At 71.0% G+C, this 19,995-nt stretch carries 20 protein-coding genes; 10 read left to right on the top strand and 10 right to left on the bottom strand.

The genetic code is table 11. From position 1 onward, the window contains the following. Positions 1–201: 201 nt before the first annotated feature. Positions 202–1,494 carry an acyl-CoA dehydrogenase family protein gene (locus DD542_RS11170; protein ID WP_127805715.1) on the top strand — a complete coding sequence of 431 codons (1,293 nt, stop codon included), beginning with the start codon at positions 202–204 and terminating at the stop codon, positions 1,492–1,494. Between the two features lie 16 nt (positions 1,495–1,510). Here the strand turns inward: DD542_RS11170 and DD542_RS11165 are convergent, their stop codons facing one another. After that, positions 1,511–2,272, bottom strand: a complete 762-nt coding sequence (locus DD542_RS11165) for a hypothetical protein (protein ID WP_127805714.1) — start codon at positions 2,270–2,272, stop codon at positions 1,511–1,513. Between the two features lie 130 nt (positions 2,273–2,402). On the opposite strand from DD542_RS11165, the gene DD542_RS11160 reads away from it, so the two are divergent. Further along, entirely contained in the window at positions 2,403–3,287 is an 885-nt protein-coding gene (locus DD542_RS11160; protein WP_127805713.1) for an AraC family transcriptional regulator, read from the top strand. Here the strand turns inward: DD542_RS11160 and DD542_RS11155 are convergent. After that, complete coding sequence (locus DD542_RS11155; RefSeq protein WP_127805712.1) at positions 3,250–4,284, bottom strand: LLM class flavin-dependent oxidoreductase; 1,035 nt, start codon at positions 4,282–4,284, stop codon at positions 3,250–3,252. The two genes, DD542_RS11160 and DD542_RS11155, sit on opposite strands and share 38 nt — an antisense overlap. A 148-nt stretch (positions 4,285–4,432) precedes the next feature. On the opposite strand from DD542_RS11155, the gene DD542_RS11150 reads away from it, so the two are divergent. Genes DD542_RS11150 through DD542_RS11140 form a run of 3 tightly spaced genes read left to right on the top strand, consistent with a single transcriptional unit; the run spans position 4,433 to position 6,395 of the window. Beyond that, entirely contained in the window at positions 4,433–5,533 is a 1,101-nt protein-coding gene (locus DD542_RS11150; protein ID WP_127805711.1) for an alkene reductase, read from the top strand. Between the two features lie 44 nt (positions 5,534–5,577). Then, positions 5,578–5,988, top strand: a complete 411-nt coding sequence (locus DD542_RS11145; RefSeq protein WP_127805710.1) for a SirB2 family protein — start codon at positions 5,578–5,580, stop codon at positions 5,986–5,988. Further along, positions 5,985–6,395 carry a YbaN family protein gene (locus DD542_RS11140; protein ID WP_066157122.1) on the top strand — a complete coding sequence of 137 codons (411 nt, stop codon included), beginning with the start codon at positions 5,985–5,987 and terminating at the stop codon, positions 6,393–6,395. The genes DD542_RS11145 and DD542_RS11140 overlap by 4 nt, the downstream gene beginning before the upstream one ends. Positions 6,396–6,411: 16 nt before the next feature. Here DD542_RS11140 and DD542_RS11135 read toward each other — a convergent pair whose 3' ends face one another. Continuing rightward, positions 6,412–7,341, bottom strand: coding sequence for a LysR family transcriptional regulator (locus tag DD542_RS11135; RefSeq protein ID WP_127805709.1), 930 nt, complete (start codon positions 7,339–7,341; stop codon positions 6,412–6,414). Positions 7,342–7,469: 128 nt separating this feature from the next. Between DD542_RS11135 and DD542_RS11130 the strand changes: the two genes are divergently transcribed. Together DD542_RS11130 and DD542_RS11125 are read left to right on the top strand one after the other, a co-directional pair. Continuing rightward, positions 7,470–8,426 (top strand): tripartite tricarboxylate transporter substrate binding protein, encoded by a 957-nt coding sequence (locus DD542_RS11130; RefSeq protein WP_127805708.1) that lies wholly within the window; start codon positions 7,470–7,472, stop codon positions 8,424–8,426. 7 nt (positions 8,427–8,433) lie between these two features. Continuing rightward, positions 8,434–10,470: a 4-oxalomesaconate tautomerase gene (locus DD542_RS11125; RefSeq protein ID WP_127805707.1), complete on the top strand. Its 2,037-nt coding sequence runs from the start codon at positions 8,434–8,436 to the stop codon at positions 10,468–10,470. Between the two features lie 10 nt (positions 10,471–10,480). On the opposite strand, the gene DD542_RS11120 is transcribed toward DD542_RS11125, so the two are convergent. The 4 genes from DD542_RS11120 to DD542_RS11105 all read right to left on the bottom strand — a co-directional run bounded on the left by DD542_RS11120 (position 10,481) and on the right by DD542_RS11105 (position 13,491). Beyond that, on the bottom strand, positions 10,481–11,674 hold the full coding sequence (locus DD542_RS11120) for a phosphoglycerate kinase (RefSeq protein WP_127805706.1): 1,194 nt from the start codon (positions 11,672–11,674) through the stop codon (positions 10,481–10,483). A 101-nt stretch (positions 11,675–11,775) separates the two neighbouring features. Beyond that, positions 11,776–12,528, bottom strand: coding sequence for a cytochrome b/b6 domain-containing protein (locus tag DD542_RS11115; protein WP_127805705.1), 753 nt, complete (start codon positions 12,526–12,528; stop codon positions 11,776–11,778). Positions 12,529–12,544: 16 nt separating this feature from the next. Then, on the bottom strand, positions 12,545–13,063 hold the full coding sequence (locus DD542_RS11110) for a diheme cytochrome c (RefSeq protein ID WP_127805704.1): 519 nt from the start codon (positions 13,061–13,063) through the stop codon (positions 12,545–12,547). A gap of 23 nt (positions 13,064–13,086) precedes the next feature. Beyond that, the gene (locus tag DD542_RS11105) at positions 13,087–13,491 is read right to left on the bottom strand and encodes a DUF1924 domain-containing protein (protein WP_079364863.1); all 405 of its coding nucleotides are present in this window, start codon (positions 13,489–13,491) and stop codon (positions 13,087–13,089) included. Between the two features lie 106 nt (positions 13,492–13,597). Between DD542_RS11105 and DD542_RS11100 the strand changes: the two genes are divergently transcribed. Genes DD542_RS11100 through DD542_RS11090 form a run of 3 tightly spaced genes read left to right on the top strand, consistent with a single transcriptional unit; the run spans position 13,598 to position 16,003 of the window. Next, positions 13,598–13,951 (top strand): PepSY domain-containing protein, encoded by a 354-nt coding sequence (locus tag DD542_RS11100; RefSeq protein WP_066159234.1) that lies wholly within the window; start codon positions 13,598–13,600, stop codon positions 13,949–13,951. Beyond that, positions 13,948–14,610 (top strand): response regulator transcription factor, encoded by a 663-nt coding sequence (locus tag DD542_RS11095; RefSeq protein ID WP_079364861.1) that lies wholly within the window; start codon positions 13,948–13,950, stop codon positions 14,608–14,610. Before DD542_RS11100 ends, DD542_RS11095 begins: the two co-directional genes overlap by 4 nt. A gap of 7 nt (positions 14,611–14,617) precedes the next feature. After that, positions 14,618–16,003: a sensor histidine kinase gene (locus DD542_RS11090; RefSeq protein WP_127805703.1), complete on the top strand. Its 1,386-nt coding sequence runs from the start codon at positions 14,618–14,620 to the stop codon at positions 16,001–16,003. On the opposite strand, the gene DD542_RS11085 is transcribed toward DD542_RS11090, so the two are convergent. The 3 genes from DD542_RS11085 to DD542_RS11075 form a co-directional block, all read right to left on the bottom strand. Then, positions 15,981–17,744 carry a phosphoethanolamine--lipid A transferase gene (locus DD542_RS11085; protein WP_241559753.1) on the bottom strand — a complete coding sequence of 588 codons (1,764 nt, stop codon included), beginning with the start codon at positions 17,742–17,744 and terminating at the stop codon, positions 15,981–15,983. The two genes, DD542_RS11090 and DD542_RS11085, sit on opposite strands and share 23 nt — an antisense overlap. Positions 17,745–17,822: 78 nt before the next feature. Then, complete coding sequence (locus DD542_RS11080; protein ID WP_127805702.1) at positions 17,823–19,178, bottom strand: histidine kinase dimerization/phospho-acceptor domain-containing protein; 1,356 nt, start codon at positions 19,176–19,178, stop codon at positions 17,823–17,825. Beyond that, positions 19,175–19,906 carry a response regulator transcription factor gene (locus tag DD542_RS11075; protein ID WP_127805701.1) on the bottom strand — a complete coding sequence of 244 codons (732 nt, stop codon included), beginning with the start codon at positions 19,904–19,906 and terminating at the stop codon, positions 19,175–19,177. Before DD542_RS11075 ends, DD542_RS11080 begins: the two co-directional genes overlap by 4 nt. Positions 19,907–19,995 lie beyond the last annotated feature (89 nt).

Here is a 19,995-nt window from a genome sequence, read left to right as displayed (position 1 = left end):
GACACTACCTATGGTGTCTACGGTACCCACCAAACACCATAGGTAGTTTGATTTGCCGCAAAGTCGGCTGCATCAGAAGGCCATCGCCAGCCCCTTTTTTCGCTCCGAAACGGCTTGACCTGCATCAAGCCCGTGACCGACCGGGGCCGGTGTGTCGCCCAGGTGCGGACGGCGCCCCGCAGCCGGGCGAACAATCCCGCCATGGACTTCGAACACAGCCCCCGCGCACAGGCGCTGCTGCGCCAGCTGGACCAGTTCCTGCTGACCTATGTGTTGCCGCACAACGCGGCCTGGCACCAGGCGGTGCAGGACGGGCAGTACCCGCCGCCCTTCCTGGAAGACCTCAAGACGCTGGCGAAAGAGGAAGGGCTGTGGAACCTGTTCCTGCCCGGCCTGCGCGCCGACGAGCCGGGCACGCGCCTGGCCAACCTCGACTACGCGCCGCTGGCCGAGGCCATGGGCAAGCTGAGCTGGGCGGCCGAGGTGTTCAACTGCAGCGCGCCCGACACCGGCAACATGGAACTGCTGCACCGCTTCGCCACCCCGTCGCAGCGCGAACACTGGCTGATCCCGCTGCTGCACGGCGAGATCCGCTCGGCGTTTGCGATGTCCGAGCCCGACGTGGCCTCGTCCGACCCGACCAACCTGCAGACCACGGTGCGGCGCGAGGGCAATGACCTCGTGCTCAGCGGCCGCAAGTGGTTCATCACCGGCGTGGCGCACCCCAACTGCCGCGTGCTGATCGTGATGGCGCGCAACGCCGACGGGGACGACGACGCCAGTGAGGATGCCCACCATCAGCACAGCATGGTGCTGGTGCCCATGGGCACGCCCGGTCTGGAGGTGGTGCGCAACATCCCGGTGGTGCATCACCACGCGCCCGAGGGGCACTGCGAAATCGTGCTGCGGCAGGTTCGGGTGCCGGCCGACCACCTGCTGGGCGACTGGGGCCACGGCTTCGCGATGGCGCAGGCGCGGCTCGGCCCCGGCCGGGTGCACCACTGCATGCGCACCATCGGCCAGTGCGAGCTGGCCCTGGCGCTGGCCACCGAGCGCGCGCTGGAGCGGCGCAGCTTCGGCCACCACCTGGCCGACTACGCCAACGTGCAGGAATGGATTGCGCACTCGCGCATCGAGATCGACCAGGCGCGCCTGCTGGTGCTGCGCTGCGCCTGGCTGCTGGACCACCCGGAGCAGGCCGAGCCGGCTGCCGTGCGCGCGCAGGTCGCGGCGATCAAGGTGGTGGCCGCCGGCCTGCAGACCCGCGTGGTGGACCGCGCGATGCAGGTCTTCGGCGCCATGGGCCTGTCGCCCGACACGCCGCTGGCGCAGTTCTGGACCTGGGGCCGCGCCCTGCACCTGCTCGACGGCCCGGACGAGGTGCACCTGCGCAGCGTGGCGCGGCACGAGTTCGCGCAGGCGCGCGAGCGGCTGGGCTCGCTGTCGGCCTACTTCACGACGCCGGAGCAGATGCGGACACCACCGAGGCTGTAGCCGCGCCGGTGTTTGTTCAGCGGTCCACCTGGCCCGGCAGCGACAGGTCGCCCGAGGCCACCTTGAACACCTGGGCCACACACAGCAGCGGGGCGTGCACGCTGGCGTTCACGCGCAGGGCCGCGGTGACACCGTCGAATTTCGTGGCCTGCAGCGCCGACACGTTGTCGAAGGGCACACGCACGCTCACGCTGCCGCGCGCGAACGACGGGCTCCAGCCGGGGCTGTCGATCAGCAGCGGCAGACCCGGCCAGGTCCTGGGCAGGCGCGGCCGGCTGCCTTCGGGAATGTCGACCACCTTGAGCGAGTCCTTGCCGCAGGCCTCGTCCGGCTGCAGCACCACCCAGTGCGAGTGCCACACGCCGCCGTCGTTCTTCAGGTGGCCGTCGCCGTTCTCGTCGAACAGCGGCGTGTCGTCGAAGTCGGGGTGGGCGGTGACGGCAAAGGCCAGGATGCCGGTCTTGGGCTCAAAGCCGACCTCAGCCGGGTCCAGGCTGGTGGGCCAGACGTAGGAGAACACCTTGCTGCCGGCCAGCTGGCCCGACTTCGTGGGCCGCGTGCGCCCGGCCTTGCCCGAGACCTGCATGTGGAACACCAGGGCGTTGTCCTCGGTGGTGATGCGGGTGTGCACCACGTCGAAGGGCGCGTGGACCGCTTTGGCCGGTGCGGTCGCGATGCCGCCGGTCTGGCCGCGGTCGGCCAGGGCCGGGCCGGCGGCGGCGAGGACGGCCGCCAGCAGGGCGGTGTTCAGAGGGGTGGGCAGACGGACAGAACGCATGAAAAACTCCTGGGTTGGGGATGGAGGGCGGGCCGCCGGGCGGCGATCCGTGACACCCAGTGTCGGGTTGCGACCTGTTCAGATGGGATCATTTCGTACAGAATTCATACCCTTTCGTCCACGCCCTGGCATGACCGTCCCGCCCCCGCCCATCGACCGCCTGTCCGGCCTGCTGGAGCGCTTTCCCGTGCGCGCCGAGCTGTCGTTCACCGGCACGCTCTGCGGGGTGCAGAGCTTCACGCCGCCGCCGGGCATGGGCTACCTGCACCTGCTGCGCCGGGGCACGCTCGATGTCACGCACCCGCCGCGGCAGGCTGTGCCGCTGCGCCTGCACCTGAGCGCGCCCGCGCTGCTGTTCTACCCGCGCGCCATCGCCCACCACTTCCACAACCCGCCCATCGAAGGCGCCGACTTCACCTGTGCGCAGCTGTGGTTCGAGGGCGGTCCGGCCCACCCGCTGGTGCGCACCCTGCCCGGCGCCATCGTGCTGTCGCTGGACGAGGTCGAGGGGCTGGGGGCTTCGCTGGAGCTGCTGTTCGCCGAGACCGCCCGCGTGCGCTGCGGCCACCGCCTGCTGGCCGACCGGCTGTTCGAGGTGGTGCTGATCCAGACGCTGCGCTGGCTGCTCGACCACCCGCGCGAGGCCGGCGTGCCTCCCGGCCTGGTCACAGGCCTGGCGGACCCGCGGCTGGCGCGGGCCATCGTGGCCATGCACGACGCCCCCGGCGAGCCCTGGAGCGTGGAGCAGCTGGCGGTGGTGGCCGGCATGTCGCGCACAAGCTTCACCAGCCAGTTCCGGCAGCTGGTGGGCCAGACGCCGGCGGACTACCTGAGCGACTGGCGCATCGGGCTGGCGCAGACGGGCCTGGCACGGGGCAGCTCCATCAAGCAGCTGGCGAGCGAGCTGGGCTACGCCAACCCCTCGGCGCTGAGCCGCGCCTTCGCCGCCAAGACCGGGCACTCGCCGCGCGAATGGCTCAGGGGATCGTTGCCGCCGGCACCACCGGCTCACTGAGCCCCATCGCCTCGGCCGCGATGTCCAGCGAGCGCAGCCGCAGCGCGGGGTCGAACACGTCGCTCACCAGCATGAACTCGTCGGCCTGGGTGGCGTCGGCCAGCTGCTGCAGGCCGGCGCGCACCGCCTCCGGCCCGCCCACCACAGCGCAGGCCAGGAAGTCGGCGATGGCCGCGCGCGCCTGCGTGTCCAGCCGCTCCATGAAACCGTGCACCGGCGCCGGCAGCTGGCCGCGCCGGCCGGTGAGGATGCCCAGCACACGCTGGTAGGTGCTGCTGGCCAGGTACTCGGCCTCGTCGTCGGTGGGGGCGGCGATCAGCGGCACGCCGACCACGGCATAGGGCTTGTCCAGCGTCTTCGACGGCTTGAAGTTCTGCCGGTACAGCTGCAGCGCCTGCAGCAGGTAGCGCGGCGCGAAGTGCGAGGCAAACGCATACGGCAGGCCGCGCTCGGCGGCGAGCTGGGCCGAGAACAGGCTGGAGCCGAGCAGCCAGATCGGCACCTTGGTGCCGGCGCCGGGCATGGCGATCAGGCGCTGGCCGGGTTGCGGGTCGTCCAGCAGGCGCTGCAACTCGGCCACGTCGCGCGGGAAGTCTTCTTCGGTCTCGACGCGGTCGCGGCGCAGCGCGCGCATGGTCAGCGGGTCGGTACCGGGCGCGCGGCCCAGGCCCAGGTCGATGCGGCCGGGGTGCAGCTCGGCCAGCGTGCCGAAGGCCTCGGCCACCACCAGCGGCGCGTGGTTGGGCAGCATCACGCCACCGGAGCCGACACGGATGCGCTGCGTGCCGCCCGCGATGTGGCCCACCAGCACGGCCGTGGCCGAGCTGGCGATGCCGCTCATGTTGTGGTGCTCGGCCAGCCAGTAGCGGGTGAAGCCCAGGCGCTCGGCGTGCTGTGCGGTGCGCAGCGCGATGGCCAGCGCGTCGGCCACCGTGCCGCCTTCGCGCACGGCGACCAGGTCGAGCATGGACAGGCGGATGGAATGCAGAGGTTTCATGTGCGGGATTGTCCGCCTGTCGTGCGCGGTGTGCGGTCGCCGGCGCGATGGCCGGGGCGCCAAAGGGATTTGTCGCCCGCCGGACCAGCTCCTCTGCCAGCCCGCGCTAGGCTGTGCGCCCTTGTCTGTTCCACACATCCCTGTGCCCATGCCCACCCTCTTCGACCCCACCACCGCCGGCGACCTCCACCTGGCCAACCGCATCGTCATGGCCCCGCTCACGCGCAACCGCGCACCGAACGCGGTGCCCACGCCACTGATGGCGACCTACTACACCCAGCGCGCCAGCGCCGGCCTGCTGGTCACCGAAGCCACCGCCATCAGCCACCAGGGCCAGGGCTATGCCGACGTGCCCGGCCTGTACGCGCCCGAGCAGATCGCCGGCTGGAAGGCCGTGACGGCGGCGGTGCACGCGGCCGGCGGCAAGATCGTGACCCAGCTCTGGCACGTGGGCCGCGTCTCGCACAACGAGCTGCAGCCCGGCGGCGGCGCGCCCGTGGCCCCCTCGGCCCTCACCGCCAAGACCAAGACCGTGCTGCTCAAGGACGGCGTGCCGACCTTCGTCGACACCTCGGCGCCGCGCGCGCTGCAACTGGACGAGCTGCCGGGCATCGTGGACGACTATCGCCGCGCTGCGCAGGCCGCCATTGAAGCGGGCTTCGACGGGGTCGAGATCCACGCCGCCAACGGCTACCTGCTCGACCAGTTCCTCAAGACCGGTGCCAACCAGCGCACCGACGCCTACGGCGGCTCCATCGAGAACCGCGCGCGCCTGCTGCTGGAGGTGGTGTCCGCGGTGACCGAGGCCATCGGCGGCGGCCGCACCGGCATCCGCCTCTCACCCGTCACGCCGGCCAACGACATCGTCGACGCCGACCCTCAGCCGCTGTTCGACCACGTGGCGCGCGCGCTCGGGCCGGTGGGCCTGGCCTATGTGCACGTGATCGAAGGCGCCACCGGCGGCCCCCGCGAGCTGGCCGACCGGCCCTTCGACTACGCAGCGTTCAAAGCCGCCTACCGCGCGGCCGGCGGCAGCGGCGCCTGGATGGTCAACAACGGCTACGACCTGGCGCTGGCGCAGCAGGCCCTGGCCGACGGCGCCGACCTGGTGGCCTTCGGTCGCCCCTACATTGCCAACCCCGACCTGGTGGCGCGCCTGAAGGCCGGCGGTCCGTTCAACAAACCCGACAAGATGACCTTCTACGGTGGTGGCGCCGAGGGGTACACCGATTACCCCTTCCTGAACTGACGCAACCACGCTCCGTCGCTGCAGCCGCCTATGATGCGCGGACCATGCCCTCGCCCGAACTGATCGCCGCTCTCTACCCCACGGTGCGGTCCCTGCACATCACCCTGGTGACGCTCAGCGTCGCGCTGTTCACCGTGCGCGGTCTGGGCGTGCTGGCGGGGCAGGCCTGGCCCATGACCGGCTGGGCGCGCGGCCTGGCACCGGTCATCGACTCGCTGCTGCTGCTGGCCGGCGGCACGCTGTGGTGGCTGCTGCAACTCAACCCCACGCAAAACCACTGGCTGCTGGCCAAGCTGGTGCTGCTGATCGTCTACATCGTGCTCGGCACGCTGGCGCTCAAGCGCGCCCCCACGCGCGGCGCCAAGGCGCTCTGTTTTGTCGCCGCGCTGGCCGTGGTCGGCTTGATGGCCAGCATCGCCGTGGCACACCACCCGCTGGGCCTGTTCGCCTCATGAGCCAAGGCGACCAGGGCGCGGCGCCGGTCCACCACTCTCGCCTGGTGCGCGGCCTGCTCTGGGTCGCCGGCTCGGTGTCGCTGGTGCTGGGCCTGATCGGCGTGGTGCTGCCCGGCCTGCCCACCACGCCCTTCATCCTGCTGGCCGCGGCCTGCTATGCGAAAGCCTCGCCGCGGCTGCACGCCTGGCTGCTCAACCACCGCCTCACCGGCCCGATGCTGCGCGACTGGGAGGCCAACCGCAGCCTCACGCGGCGCACCAAGACCATCGCCGTGGTCTCGATGCTGGTGATGGTGAGCTTCTCGATCTGGAGCTTCCGCCACCGCTGGATCGCGCAGGTGGTGCTGGTGGTGCTGGGCGCGGTGGGCGCCTGGGTGGTGCTGCGCATTCCGACGCGCAAGCCCTGAGCCACCGCAGGCCGTGTCAGGCCGCGGCCTTGCGCGCGCGCCGGCGGCGCTGGCCGGTCTGCATCTCGGCGCAGAGGTTGTAGAACTCCTGCGCCGCCGGTGTGAGCACGGTCGAGCGGCGCTTGATCAGGCCCACCATGCGCTTGACCACCGGGTCCACCAGCGGCACGCTGGCCAGCAGCGGGTGGTCCTTGGCCGGCATGGCCATCGAGGGCACCACCGCCACGCCCAGCCCCGCCTCCACCAGACCGATCATGGTCGTGCCGTGCCGCGTTTCGTACAGGCTGTGCGGCTGCTCGGCCATGCCGGCCAGGGCCTGGTCCAGCAGCAGGCGGTTGCCCGAGACCTTGTCGGCCGCGATGTAGTCGTACTGCGCGAGTTCGGCCCAGCGCACCTGGCGCTTCTTCGCCAGCGGGTGGTCGCGCCGGCAGGCCGCCACGAACTGCTCCTCCACCAGCGGCTTGAACTCCACGTCGCCCTCCTGCGAGCCGACGAAGTTCAAACCGAAGTCGGCCTCGCCGCGCGCCACCGCCAGCAGCACCGTGTTGGCGCTCTCGTCGATGATCTTCACGCGCACCCGCGGGTAGCGCTCGTGGTAGCGCGCGATCACGCTGGAGAGGAAGTAGTTCACCGCCGAGGGCACGGCCGCGATGGTGACCTCGCCCATGCGCGTGGCGGCCACGCCGCGGATGCCCAGCAGCGTGGTGTCGAGCGCGTCGAGGATCTGGCGCAGCTGGCGGTCGAAGTCGCGCCCCACCACCGTCAGGCTGACGCGCCGCGTGCTGCGTTCCAGCAGGCGCACGCCCAGCGCCTGCTCCAGCTTGTCGATGCGGCGGCTGAAGGCCGGCTGCGAGATGTGGACCGACTCGGCCGCCTTGCGGAAGTTGCCGAGTTCGGCCACCGCGCGGAACGCCATGAGGTCGTGGAGGTCGAAGTGGGCGGACATGAGAGGTGCTGGACACGGGGTTTCTGATTGATGCACATTGTGGATCAATCGATCCCAACTATGCAATTCACAGACATCTCCTGGCGGCGGATCATTCGCCCACTTTCCCCAACACCGGAGACAAACCCATGAAGTCCACCCTCACCGCGATCGCCCTCGCGCTCACCGCCCTCACCGCCGCCGCCCAGGGTTTCCCCAGCAAGAACGTCACCATCGTCGTGCCCACCGCGGCCGGCGGCGGCAACGACCTGATGGCCCGCACCATCGCGCAGAAGCTCGGCGGCCTGCTGGGCCAGAGCGTGATCGTGGAGAACAAGGCCGGCGCCAACGGCGCCATCGCCAGCGAGTTCGTGGCCCGCGCCGCACCCGACGGCCACACGCTGATGCTGGGCTACATCGCCACCCACGCCATGAACCCGGCGCTGCAGAAGCTGCGCTACGACCCGGTGACCGACTTCGAGCCGGTCGCCATGGTGGGCTACTCGGGCACGCTGATGGTGGCCAACGCCGCTGTGGGCGTGAAGGATGTGAGGGACCTGGTGGCCCAGCTCAAGGCCAAGCCCGAGCGCTACGTCTACGCCACCGCCGGCAACGGCACCGCGCCGCACTTTGCGGGCGAGCTGTTCAAGCTCAACGCGGGTGTCGAGATGATCGGCGTGCCCTACAAGGGCTCGTCGCCGGCGATCAACGACACCCTGGGTGGTCAGACGCAGTTCATGTTCCCCAGCCTGTTCTCGGCCCTGCCGCACGTCAAGGGCGGCAAGCTCAAGGCGCTGGCCATCGCCGGTCCGAAGCGCTCGCCGCTGCTGCCCGACGTGCCGACCATGAAGGAAGCCGGTGTCGACGGCGTCGAGGTGCAGCAGTGGTACGCGATCTTCGCGCCCGCCAAAACGCCGAAGGACGTGATCGCCAAGCTCAACAAGTCCATCAACGAAGTGCTGGCCGACAAGGAGGTCATCAAGCGCATGGAAGACCACGGCGCCGATGTCGAGACCAGCACGCCCGAGCAGCTGGGCAGCCTGGTGAAGACCGAGATCGCCAAGTGGAAGAACGTGGTGGTCAAGGCCAAGATCACCGCAGACTGAGCACGCCATGTCACTCTCGATCCCCTGCGTCCTGATGCGCGCCGGCACCTCGCGCGGGCCGTTCTTCCTGCGCGACTGGCTGCCCGAAGGCGACGAGGCGCGCGACCAGGCGCTGATCGGCGCCATCGGAGCGTCGGACCCGCTGCAGCTCGACGGCCTGGGCGGCGGCAGCACGCTCAACAGCAAGGTCGCCATCGTCTCGCGCTCCAGCGTGCCGGGCTGCGATCTGGACTACCTGTTCGCCCAGGTGGGCGTCGGCCACCGCTCGGTGGACACGCGGCCCAACTGCGGCAACATGCTCTCGGGCGTGGCGCCGTTCGCCATCGAACAGGGGCTGATCACCGCGCAGGACGGCAGCACCACGGTCCGCATCCACAACGTCAACACCGGCTCGCAGATCGAGGCCACGGTGCGCACGCCGGGCGGCAAGGTGAGCTACGACGGCGACGCGCGCATTGATGGTGTGGCCGGCACCGCGGCACCGATCCTGCTGAACTTCCTCGACGCCTGGGGCGCGGTCACCGGCCAGGTGTTTCCCACCGGCCAGCGCATCGACCTGATCGACGGCCTGGAGGTGACCTGCATCGACGCGGCCATGCCGCTGATGATCCTGCGCGCCATCGACCTCGGCCTCACCGGCCGTGAACGGCCGGCCGAACTGGACGCCAACAAAGCCTTGCTGGCGCGCATCGAGGCGCTGCGGCTGGAAGCCGGCCGGCGCATGGGACTGGGCGACGTGTCCAACAGCGTGGTGCCCAAGCCGGTGCTGGTGAGCGCAGGCGACACGCTGGACAGCATCACCTCGCGCTACTTCACGCCGCACAAGTGCCACGCCTCGCACGCGGTCACCGGCGCCATCGGCGTCGCCACGGCCTTCGCCCTGCCGGGCACAGTGGCCAGCGGCCTCGCGCGCCGGGCCGGCCGCCATGCGCTGGTGGTGCTGCACCCGGCCGGCCAGATCGACGTGGCGGTGGACATCGAAGGCGACGGCGAGGCCATCGAGGTCAGGAGCGCCGCCCTGGTGCGCACCGCCCGCAAGATCATGCAGGGCATGCTGCACCTGCCGGGCTATGTGTTCCCGCCCGCGGCGCCGGTGCCCGGCAGCGTGGCGCCGTCGGCGTCCAGCTCGGTGCGCAACTTTCCGCAGCACGAGTTGCACATCATCGTGCCGACCAGCGCGGGCGGTGGCAACGACACCATGGCGCGCACGCTCACGCGCAAGCTGGGCCCCCTGCTGGGCCAGCCGCTGGTGGTGGACAACCGGGCGGGCGCCAACGGCAGCATCGCCGCCGAGTACGTGGCCGCCGCCGAACCCGACGGCCACACCCTGATGTTCGGCTACATCGCCACCCACGGCATCAACCCCGCGTTGCAGAAGCTGCGCTACGACCCGGTGGCGGACTTTTCGCCGGTGGGTCTGATCGGCTATTCGCCCACGCTGCTGGTGGTGCCGGCGGCGCTGCCGGTGGACGATGTGGCCTCGCTGGTGCGGCTGCTGCGCGACGCGCCGGCGCCCATGGCCTACGCCTCGGCCGGCGAAGGCACGGTGCCGCACCTGGCGGCCGAGCTGTTCCAGCTGCAGACCGGCACGCGACTGACCCGCGCCGACTTCTCAGGCGCCGGGCCGGCGATCGCGGATGTGGCCAACGGCCTGGTGCAGCTGATGTTCCCGAGCCTGTTCACGGCCCTGCCCTACCTGCGCAGCAAGCGGCTGAAGGCCCTGGCGGTGGCGGGCACCGAGCGGCTGGCGGCCTGCCCCGATGTGCCGACGCTGTCGGAAGCCGGGGTGCCGGGTGTGGCCATGACCCAGTGGTACGCGCTGTTCGCGCCGGCCAAGACGCCACACAGCGTCACGCGCCAGCTCAACACCGCGCTCAACACGGTGCTGCGCGACCCGGAGGTCGCGGCCCGCATGCAGGCCGAAGGCGCCCAGGTGCAGACCTCGACGCCGGGCGAGTTGCACGACCTGCTGCTCGCCGAGGGCGAGCGCTGGCAGGACGTGGTGCGTCAGACCGGCCTGCGCCTGAACATGGCCGCCGACTGAGCGCGGCCGGTCAGGCGGCGCGGCGCGCCAGCACCTCGAACGCCGGCAGCGTCTTGCCTTCCAGCACTTCCAGGAAGGCGCCACCGCCGGTGGAGATGTAGCCCACGTCCTTCTCGATGCCGTACTTGGCAATCGCCGCCAGCGTGTCGCCACCACCGGCGATGCTGAACGCGCTGGACTCGGCAATCGCCTGCGCGATCACCTTGGTGCCGTTCTCGAAGGCGGCGAACTCGAACACGCCCACCGGGCCGTTCCAGACGATGGTGCCGGCCTGTTTGAGCTTCTCGGCCAGCTTGGCCGCGGTCTTGGGACCGATGTCCAGGATCAGGTCGTCGTCGGCCACATCGGTCGCGGCCTTGACGGTGGCTTCGGCATCGGCGGCGAAGGCCTTGGCACAGACCACGTCCTCGGGGATCGGCACCTCGGCACCGCGTGCCTTCATGGCTTCGATCACCGCCGTGGCCTCGCCCAGCAGGTCGGGCTCGGCCAGGCTCTTGCCGATCTTCAAACCAGCGGCCAGCATGAAGGTGTTGGCGATGCCGCCGCCGACGATCAGGCCGTCGACGTTCTTGGCCAGGGCCTGCAGGATGGTCAGCTTGGTCGAGACCTTGGAGCCGGCGACGATGGCGACCAGCGGGCGCTTCGGGTTGGCCAGGGCTTTGCCAATCGCGTCCATCTCGGCCGCCAGCAGCGGGCCGGCGCAGGCGATGGGTGCCGTCTCGGCGATGCCGTAGGTCGTGCCCTCGGCGCGGTGCGCGGTGCCGAAGGCGTCGTGCACGAAGATGTCGCACAGCTTGCCCAGCTTGGCGGCCAGCTCGGGCTTGTTCTTCTTCTCGCCCACGTTCAGGCGGCAGTTCTCCAGCAGCACCACCTCACCGGGGGCGACCGAGAAGTCGCCGTCGACCCAGTTGGCGACGACGCGGATGCTGCGGTTCATCAGCTGGCCCATGCGCGCGGCCACCGGGGTCAGCGAGTCTTCGGGCTTGAACTCACCCTCGGTGGGGCGGCCCAGGTGAGACGTGACCATCACGGCGGCACCGGCGTCCAGCGCCATCTGGATCGCAGGAATCGATGCGCGGATGCGCGTGTCTTCGGTGATGTTGCCGGCGTCGTCCTGCGGCACGTTCAGGTCGGCGCGGATGAAGACACGCTGGCCCTTGGCCTTGCCCTGGGCGCAGAGATCGGAGAAGCGGATGAATTGCATGATGAAGCCTCGGTCGGACAGCCGTGCTGCCGGGTGCAGGAAGTCGCGGCGGAGCCGCGGGAAAAGGACCGGGACAAATTGTAGGGAATGCGCCGCAGGGCTCAGTCGTCGTCGTGGTCTCCGTGTGCCATCTGTCCCCACGCATTCGCCGGGATCAGCCCCCGGGGCGACTGCTGCCATTCCCAGGCACCGTAAGCCAGCACGGCCACCAGCATCAGGACCGCCAGCCAGACCCGGTTGTGCGGCACCGGGTTCGGCCCGTGCCCTTCGAGGCGGCCGGTGAGCATCGGCGAGGCCATGTTCTTGCGCCGCAGCAGACTCAAGGCCCCGATCAGCGCCAGGTGCGCCAGCACCACCATCAGCATGGCCTCGCCGAAGAACTCGTGCAGCTCGCCCAGCCAGTCTTCACCGGGGAACACGCCCCATTCGTTGAAGGTGGCGTAGCCGGTCAGCGTCAGCGGCAGCACCAGCACCATCAGGGCCACCACGGCCAGCGCCATCAGCAGGTTCTGCCCCTGTCGCCAGTTGATCGCCGACAGCGACGCCGCCGCGCGCAGCGAGCGCAACCAGGCGGGCGCGGCGGTCAGCTTGCGCCAGAGCAGGCCCAGGCCCGCCTGGCGCGGACCGAAAAGGCCGTAGAGCACCCGGAACACCAGCAGGCCGGCCATGGTGTAGCCCAGGGTGACGTGCAGCATGCGCCAGCGTTCGCCGTCGGCCGTGAGGTAGGCGCCGAGAAAGCTCAGCGCGAACAGCCAGTGGAACATGCGCGTGGGCGCGTCGGTGATGCGCCGCACGGGGGCCGCGCTGGTCTGCGCTGCGCGGGCGCCCGGGTTCAGTGAGGTGGAAACGTTCATGGTGGGCTCCCTGTGTTCAGTCGTGCCAGAAGCGGCGCAGGCCCAGGCTCACGCCGGCCGGCAGCCGGATGTTGTCGTCGTCGAAATCGCCGCGGTCGGCGCCGGTGTGGCAGGCGCCGCAGTTGGCGGGGCTTTTGATGGCCACGTGCTTCCACACCGAAGGCGGGATGTCGTCGTGCTTGCGCGCGAACCAGGCCGAGCGGGTGAGCCGGTCCTGCGGCGGCTCTTCGTTGACCCGCTTGTAGGTGCCGGCGTTGGCCTGCAGCCAGGTGGAGAGCTGCCGGACCGTGGCCTCGTCCAGCGAGGCGTCGGTGCCGTAGTGTTTGTCCAGGCCGGTCATGATGCGCTGCCACGAGCGCGCCGGCAGCAGGCCGGGCGAATAGGCGGTGTGGCAGGCCGCGCACTCGGCGGTGTAGGCCTGGGGCATGTCGCGCGGCATCCTGCGGCCGCCATCGGCATGCGCGGCGCCGAGCGCGGCCAGGCCCAGCAGGACGGCCACACCGGGGCGGATCAATCGGTTTGAAAAGGTGTTCATGGCATGTCCTTGGCGATGGGGTGTCATTTCAGGCTGTTCAGATAGGCCAGCACGTCGGCCTTTTCGGCGGCGCTGCATTCGCGCGAGAGCACGTCGTTGCAGTTGCGCTTGAACCACTTGTCGACCTTGGCGCTGTCGGTGAAGGCCTTGGCGTTGAAGGCCGGCGCCAGCGGTGCGATCACCTTGCCGGTGTTGGCGTGTTTGCCCTGCGCCGTGGGCGGCATGCCGTGGCAGGACGCGCACGACCATTCGCCGCCGTGCCTGGCGTTGAAGAAGGCCTGGCCCTTGCTTGCATTGCCCGGCGCGCCGGCCTGGGCGCTCCAGTGCTGCAGCTGGGCGGCGGCCGTGGTCTCGGCGGCCAGGGCGGTACCGGCGCACAGCAGCGACAGCAGGGCGGCGGGGAGGATGGACAGCGGGCGGAAGTTCATGGGGTCCTCGGTGGGTGTGGTGTGGGTGATGCTGCGACCCGCCGCTTGAACCAACCCTGAACCCGGTGTTCATCGCGCGTTCAGTTCGGCGGCGCACAATCGGCCCATGGCTTCTTCGACCCGCCACCTTTTCCTGCTCCGCGCTTCGACACTGGTGCTGGCCGCCGCGTTGTCGGCGGGCGCCGTGGCGCGCGACCGCGGCGACCACGAACGGGCCCGCGAGGCCTTGGTGGCGGGCCAGATCCTGCCGCTGCGCACGGTGCTGGAGCGCCTGGAGCGCGAACAGGCCGGCCAGGTGCTGGAGATCGAACTGGAGTCCGAAGGCCGGCGCTGGATCTACGAGGTCAAGCTGCTGCAGCCGGGCGGCCAGCTGCTGAAGCTGGAGGTCGACGCCAGCACCGGCGAGGTGATCGGGCGCCGCGAGCGCCCGCCACACCCGTCCCGCGGAGACGCGCGGTGAGGCTGCTGCTGGTCGAAGACGAACCGACGCTGCGCGCCCAGTTGCGCGAGGGGCTCATGGCCGCGGGCTATGTGGTGGACGAGGCCGACAACGGGCGCGACGCGCACTTCCTGGGCGACACCGAAACCTTCGACGCCGTGGTCCTCGACCTGGGCCTGCCGGTGCTCGACGGGCTGACCGTGCTCAAGCGCTGGCGCGACGCGGGCCGGTCCATGCCGGTGCTGATCCTGACCGCGCGCGACCAGTGGAACGAGAAGGTGGCCGGCATCGACGCTGGCGCCGACGACTACCTGACCAAACCCTTCCACATGGAAGAGCTGCTGGCCCGCGTGCGCGCCCTGATCCGCCGCGCCAGCGGCCAGGCCTCGCCGGTGCTGCGCTGCGGCCCGCTGGCGCTGGACACGCGCAGCGGCCGCGTCACCTGCGACGGCCAGCCGGTCACGCTCACCAGCCACGAGTACAAGGTGCTGGACTACCTGATGCACCGGCTGGGCGCGGTGGTCTCGCGCAGCGAGCTGACCGAACACATCTACGCCCAGGACTTCGACCGCGACTCCAACACCATCGAGGTCTTCGTCGGCCGCCTGCGCAAGAAGCTGCCGCCCGAGCTGATCGAGACCGTGCGGGGCCTGGGCTACCGCATGGCGGCCCCCTCATGAGGTGCTGATGCCCTGGCGCCGGGCCCTGTCGCTGCGGGTGCGCTGGCTGGCGGCCACGCTGGCCGCGCTGGCCGTAGCGCTGGTGCTGGCTGGCGTGTTCCTGCACAGCCTGTTCCAGGACCATGTGCTGCGCCAGTTCCAGACCACGCTCACACAGCAGCTGGACCAGCTCACCGCGCGGCTGGAGTTCGACGCCGCCGGCCAGGCCAGCATCGACCCGGCGCAACTGTCCGACCCGCGCTGGCACCGGCCCTACTCGGGCCTGTACTGGCAGCTCGACGAGGTGGGTACACCCGCCGACGCACAGGGCGCCCTGCGCTCGCGTTCGCTCTGGGACGACCGGCTGCGCCCGGAGCCCGACGTGCCGGCCGACGGCCAGCTGCACGTGCACCAGGGCACCGGCCCGCGCGACGCGCCGCTGCTGCTGGTGGAGCGCACGGTGTACTCGGCCGACGCGCCGCAGCGGCGCTGGCGGCTGGTGGTGGCGGGCGACCTGCAGGAGGCCACCGCCGCCTCGGACCGCTTCGCGCGCGTGCTGGCGCTCTCGCTGCTGGGCCTGGGCCTGCTGCTGGCGCTGGCGGCGCTGGCCCAGGTGGCCGTGGGCCTGGCGCCGCTGCGTGCGCTGCAGCGCGCGCTGACCGCCCTGCGCGAAGGGCGCACGGCGCGGCTGCAGGGGCAGTTTCCGGCCGAGGTGCAGCCGCTGATCGACGACTTCAACCGGGTGCTGGACCGCAACGCCGAGGTGGTCGAGCGCGCGCGCACGCAGGCCGGCAACCTGGCCCATGCGCTCAAGACCCCGCTGGCGGTGCTGGACCAGGCCGCCAGCCGCGCCGACGGCCCGGACCCGGCGCCGCTGGCTACCCTGGTGCGCGACCAGGTGGGCCTGGCCCGGCGCCACATCGACTGGCACCTGGCGCGGGCGCGCGTGGCGGCCTCGCAGCGCCTGCCCGGCCAGCGCACGCCGCTGGCGCCGGTGCTGGCCGGCCTGCTGCGCGTGATGGCCAAGGTGCACGCCGAGCGGGCGCTGCGGCTGGACTGCGCCGACATCCCGGCCGAATGGGCCTTTGCCGGCGAGGAGCAGGACCTGCAGGAGATGCTGGGCAACCTGCTGGACAACGCCTGCCTCTGGGCCCGCACGCGGGTGCGGGTCGAGGCCCGGCTGGACGGCGGGCAGCTGCAGGTGGTGGTGGAAGACGACGGCCCCGGCATCGCGCCGGAGCAGCGCCAGGCGGTGCTGGCACGCGGTGTGCGGCTGGACGAAGCCACGCCCGGCAGCGGCCTGGGCCTGGCCATCGTGGCCGACCTGGTGGCGCTCTACGGCGGCGCGCTGGCGCTCGAAGCGGGCAGCGCCGGCGGACTGCTGGCGCGGATCAGCCTGCCCGCGGTCCGCTGACCACCACGCTGTCGGGTGCGGCGGCGGCCGGATGGGCACAGGGCTCGAACAGGTCCAGGCCCGGCTTGCGCACAGCGGTCGAGACGTCCATCAGTCCCAGCACCGAATGGAACAGGTGGTCGTGCGAGACCGGCCGCTCGGCACGGTCGCGCAGGCAGTCGGTGCGCACGCCGCTGCGCTGCTGCAGGCCCTCGGACAGCCAGGCCACCATGGGCACATGGGTCTGCTGCTCGGGCGCCAGCGCATAGGGCACGCCGTGCAGGTACAGGCCGTTCTCGCCCAGCGATTCGCCGTGGTCCGAGACGTAGTACAGCCCGGTGTCGAAGCGGCCGTTGGTCGACTGGGCGCGCAGCCACGACAGCGCGTGGTTGAGGAAGCGGTCGGTGTAGGCGATGGAGTTGTCGTAGGCGTTGACCAGTTCATCCTGCGAGCAGTCGGCCAGCGTGACGCTGCGGCACTCTGGCTGGAAGGGTTTGCGGTTGGCCGGCGAGCGCTTGTGGTACGCCGGCCCGTGGCTGCCCATCTGGTGCATGACCAGCACCACGCCACGCGCGCGGCGCTGCGGATCGAGCGCGGCGATGCGGGCGTCCAGCCCGTGCATCATGGCCTCGTCCAGGCACTCGCCGCCTTCGCACAGGCCGGGGATGGGAGCGTCCGCGATGCGCACCGTGGGCACGCGGTCGCACACGCCCTTGCAGCCGGCCTGGTTGTCGATCCACAGCACCGCCAGACCGGCGCGCTGCAGCACATCCAGCAGGTTCTCGCTGCGCGCGGTCTCGTCGCCACCTTCCTTGCGTGTGAGGGGCGAGAACATGCAGGGCACGGACACCTGGGTGCTGGTGCCGCAGGAACTGGCGTGGGGAAAGTTCACCAGACCGCCGCGCGCGCGCCAGCCGGTCAGCGACGGCGTGGTCGGGCGGCCGTAGCCGTTGAGGCTCCAGTTCTGCGCCCGCGCGGTTTCGCCCACCACCACCAGCAGCAGCGGCGGCCGGCTCTGCGAGGCGTAGCTCGCCCCCAGCCGCGCGTCCTCGCCCACCGGCAGCAGGGGCTGCGCTGCGTGCTGCCCGCGCTCGGCCAGCAGCGTGCCCGAGGCCGCCAGAGTGTTCATCGGGTTGATCATGTAGCGCAGGTCCTTGTGACCGCGCATGAGCGAGGCCAGGCCCTGGTAGCCGGCCAGCAGGGCGACGGCGGCCACCGCCAGCGAGAGCGCCAGCAGGCCCAGGTTGTGCCGCAGGCGCAGCAGCGCCGCCTGCGGTGCGGGCGGCGCCCGCCAGATCCACCACAGCGCCGGACCGGCGATGGCCAGCAGGGCCATCAGCAGCGGCCAGGACAGCAGGTCCCGCACCTCGTTGGCATTGGTCTGCGCCACATTGGCCATCATGGTGCTGTCGATCACCACGCCGTACTGCCACATGAAGTGGCTGTTGAACGCGGTGGCCAGCACCAGCACCGTGGCCAGCGGACGGAACACGCGCGGCCAGTGACACAGCGCCAGCAGGGCCAGGGTGCCGGCGACCAGCACCAGCCCCAGCGTGAGCATCAGCCCCAGGCGGTGGTCCGCGGTTTCGGTCAGGGCGGCCACGCGCTGCCACAGGGGCAGGTTGCCGGGCACGGCCAGCCACAGCGACAGCACCACCAGAAGGGTCAGCGGCCCGCGGGCGTCGCCGCGGACCGGCGACAGGCCGGTCACTCCCCGGCCGGGAACAGAAGAAGACAGCTGCATGGGAAACAGCGGGGACATCGCCCCGAATGTGGCACTGCCGGCAGTGTCTTTCGACGACGTTAAACGAACCTTATCGCGCGGCATCGCACCGTCCCCTCAGGCGGGCCACCGCAGCGAAAAGCGCGTGGTCATCGGCGCCACCCCGTTGTCGCGCTCCAGCCGCGCGCCCAGCTCTTCGGCGATGCGCTCGACCAGGCGCAGGCCCAGACCCAGGCCGGACGAGGCCTGCGCCGCAGGCGCGGTCACGCCGGCGCGCTGGCCGTCGTCGCTCACCGACACGCCCTGGCCCCGGGCATCCCGCCACACCGACACCTCCACCTGCGTTCCCGGTGGCGTGTGGCGCAATGCGTTCTCGATCAGGTTGCGCAGCGCCAGCTCCAGCAGCATGGGCTGGACCTGGACACTGACCTCGCCCTGCTCCTGCACCAGCGACATCTCGTGGTCGCTTTCGTAGGCCAGCTGGGCGTGGGCCGAGATCAGGTGGGCGGCCATCTCGCCCAGCGCGGTGTCCTGCACCGCATCGCCGGCCTGCGCCTGCTGCCCGGCGCGCTGGGCGCGCGCCAGGTCCAGCAGCTGGGTCAGGATGCGGCCAGCGCGCAGGGCCTCCTGCTCCAGCCGCGCCAGCCGCTGCGGCGAGGGGTCGGCCTGCGCGGCGCGGGCCTGCAGCGTGATCGCGGTCAGCGGTGTGCGCAGCTCGTGCGCCACGTCGGAGGCGAACTGGCGCTCGCGCTGGGCCTGCGCCTGCAGGCCGTCGACCATGGTGTTGATCGCCGTCACCGTGCTGGAGAACTCGTGGAAACGGTGCTGCGTGTCCAGCCGCTGCCCGGCAAAGCCGTCGAGCGCGGCCACCTCGTCCGAGAGCTGATCCAGCGGGCGCAGGCCGCGGCGGATGGTCCACCACATCACCAGCGCCACCAGCGGCAGCAGGATCAGGGACGGCGAGGCCAGGTGCTCGGCGATGTCGCTGGCCAGCACATAGCGCTTCTTCAGGTCCAGCAGGGCCGCCACGCGGCGCTCGTGTCCATCGGCCCGGTAGGTCTCCACGTAGGCCCGCCAGTTGTGCGGCTCGCCATGGGCATCGCGGACCACCACCGTCACCAACCCCTTCTCGGGCAGCGTCGCCAGGTCCAGGCCGGCGACGAGCTGGTCGCTGTCGGTCACCAGGCGGCCGTTGTCCCAGACCAGGAGGGCCACGTCCTGCGCGTACTCGTGCACGTCCTCGCGCGGCACGGGCAGGGGGGCCGAGACCGGCCCTTGATTCCAGGACGCGGTGCCCAGCCAGAGCTGCGCCACCGCGACCAGGTGGCCGTCGGTGAACTTGCGCGTCTCGCGCAGGCTGGTGCTCCAGCCCACCGCCACCATCACCACCCAGACCGCCAACTGGGCCCCGAGGGTCCAGATCAGCAGGTGGCGCGACAGCGTGCGGCGCGAGGCGGGCAGCGGCAGTTTCACAGGCCTCCGCTCGCGTCGGCCGGTTTCGCCGCGGGCGGCTCCTGGGGCACGAAGTAGCCCACGCCGCGCACGGTCTTGATCAGCGATTCGCCCAGCTTGCGGCGCAGGTGGTGCACGTGGACCTCGATCGCATTGCTCTCCAGCCCTTCGCCGAAGCCGTACATCGCCGATTCCAGCCGCGCCTTGGACAGCACCTGCGGCTTGGCCTGCAGCAGGGTCAGCAGCAGCGCGAACTCCTTGCCGCCCAGCGCCACCGGCAGGCCGGCGCGTTCGACCGAGCGCGTGGCCGGGTCGACCACGATGTCACCGTATTCGATCACCGGCTTGCTGCGGCCGCTGGCGCGCCGCAGCATGGCGCGCAGCCGGGCCAGCAGCTCGTTGGGGTCGAAGGGCTTGACGATGTAGTCGTCGGCGCCCTCGTCCAGGCCGAAGATGCGGTCGCTCACGCCGTCGCGCGCGGTCATGATCAGCACCGGCAGGTCCCGCTGCGGCAGGGAGGACTGGCCGGGCCGGCGATCGCTCTGGCGCCGCAGGCGGGTCAGCAGGTCCAGGCCGTCGCCGTCGGGCAGACCCAGGTCCAGCAGCACCGCGTCGAAAGGCTCGACGCACAGGGCCGTCCACGCCGACTCCAGCGTGCCGCACACGTCCACCGCATAGCCGGCCTGCCGCAGCGACAGGCTCAGGCCGCTGGCAATGCCGGGATCGTCTTCCACCACGAGTGCTCGCATGTTCTTCAGGACGGCGCAGGGCCCATCGGTCAAAGAAACCGAATTATCCCGGCACCCCTTAAGGCCCTCTTAAAGTCCGACGCCGAGCA

Origin of the sequence: Hydrogenophaga sp. NH-16 (assembly GCF_004006415.1) — a bacterium.
Taxonomy (GTDB): domain Bacteria; phylum Pseudomonadota; class Gammaproteobacteria; order Burkholderiales; family Burkholderiaceae_C; genus Hydrogenophaga; species Hydrogenophaga pseudoflava.
This window is presented reverse-complemented; position numbering and strand designations above follow the sequence as displayed.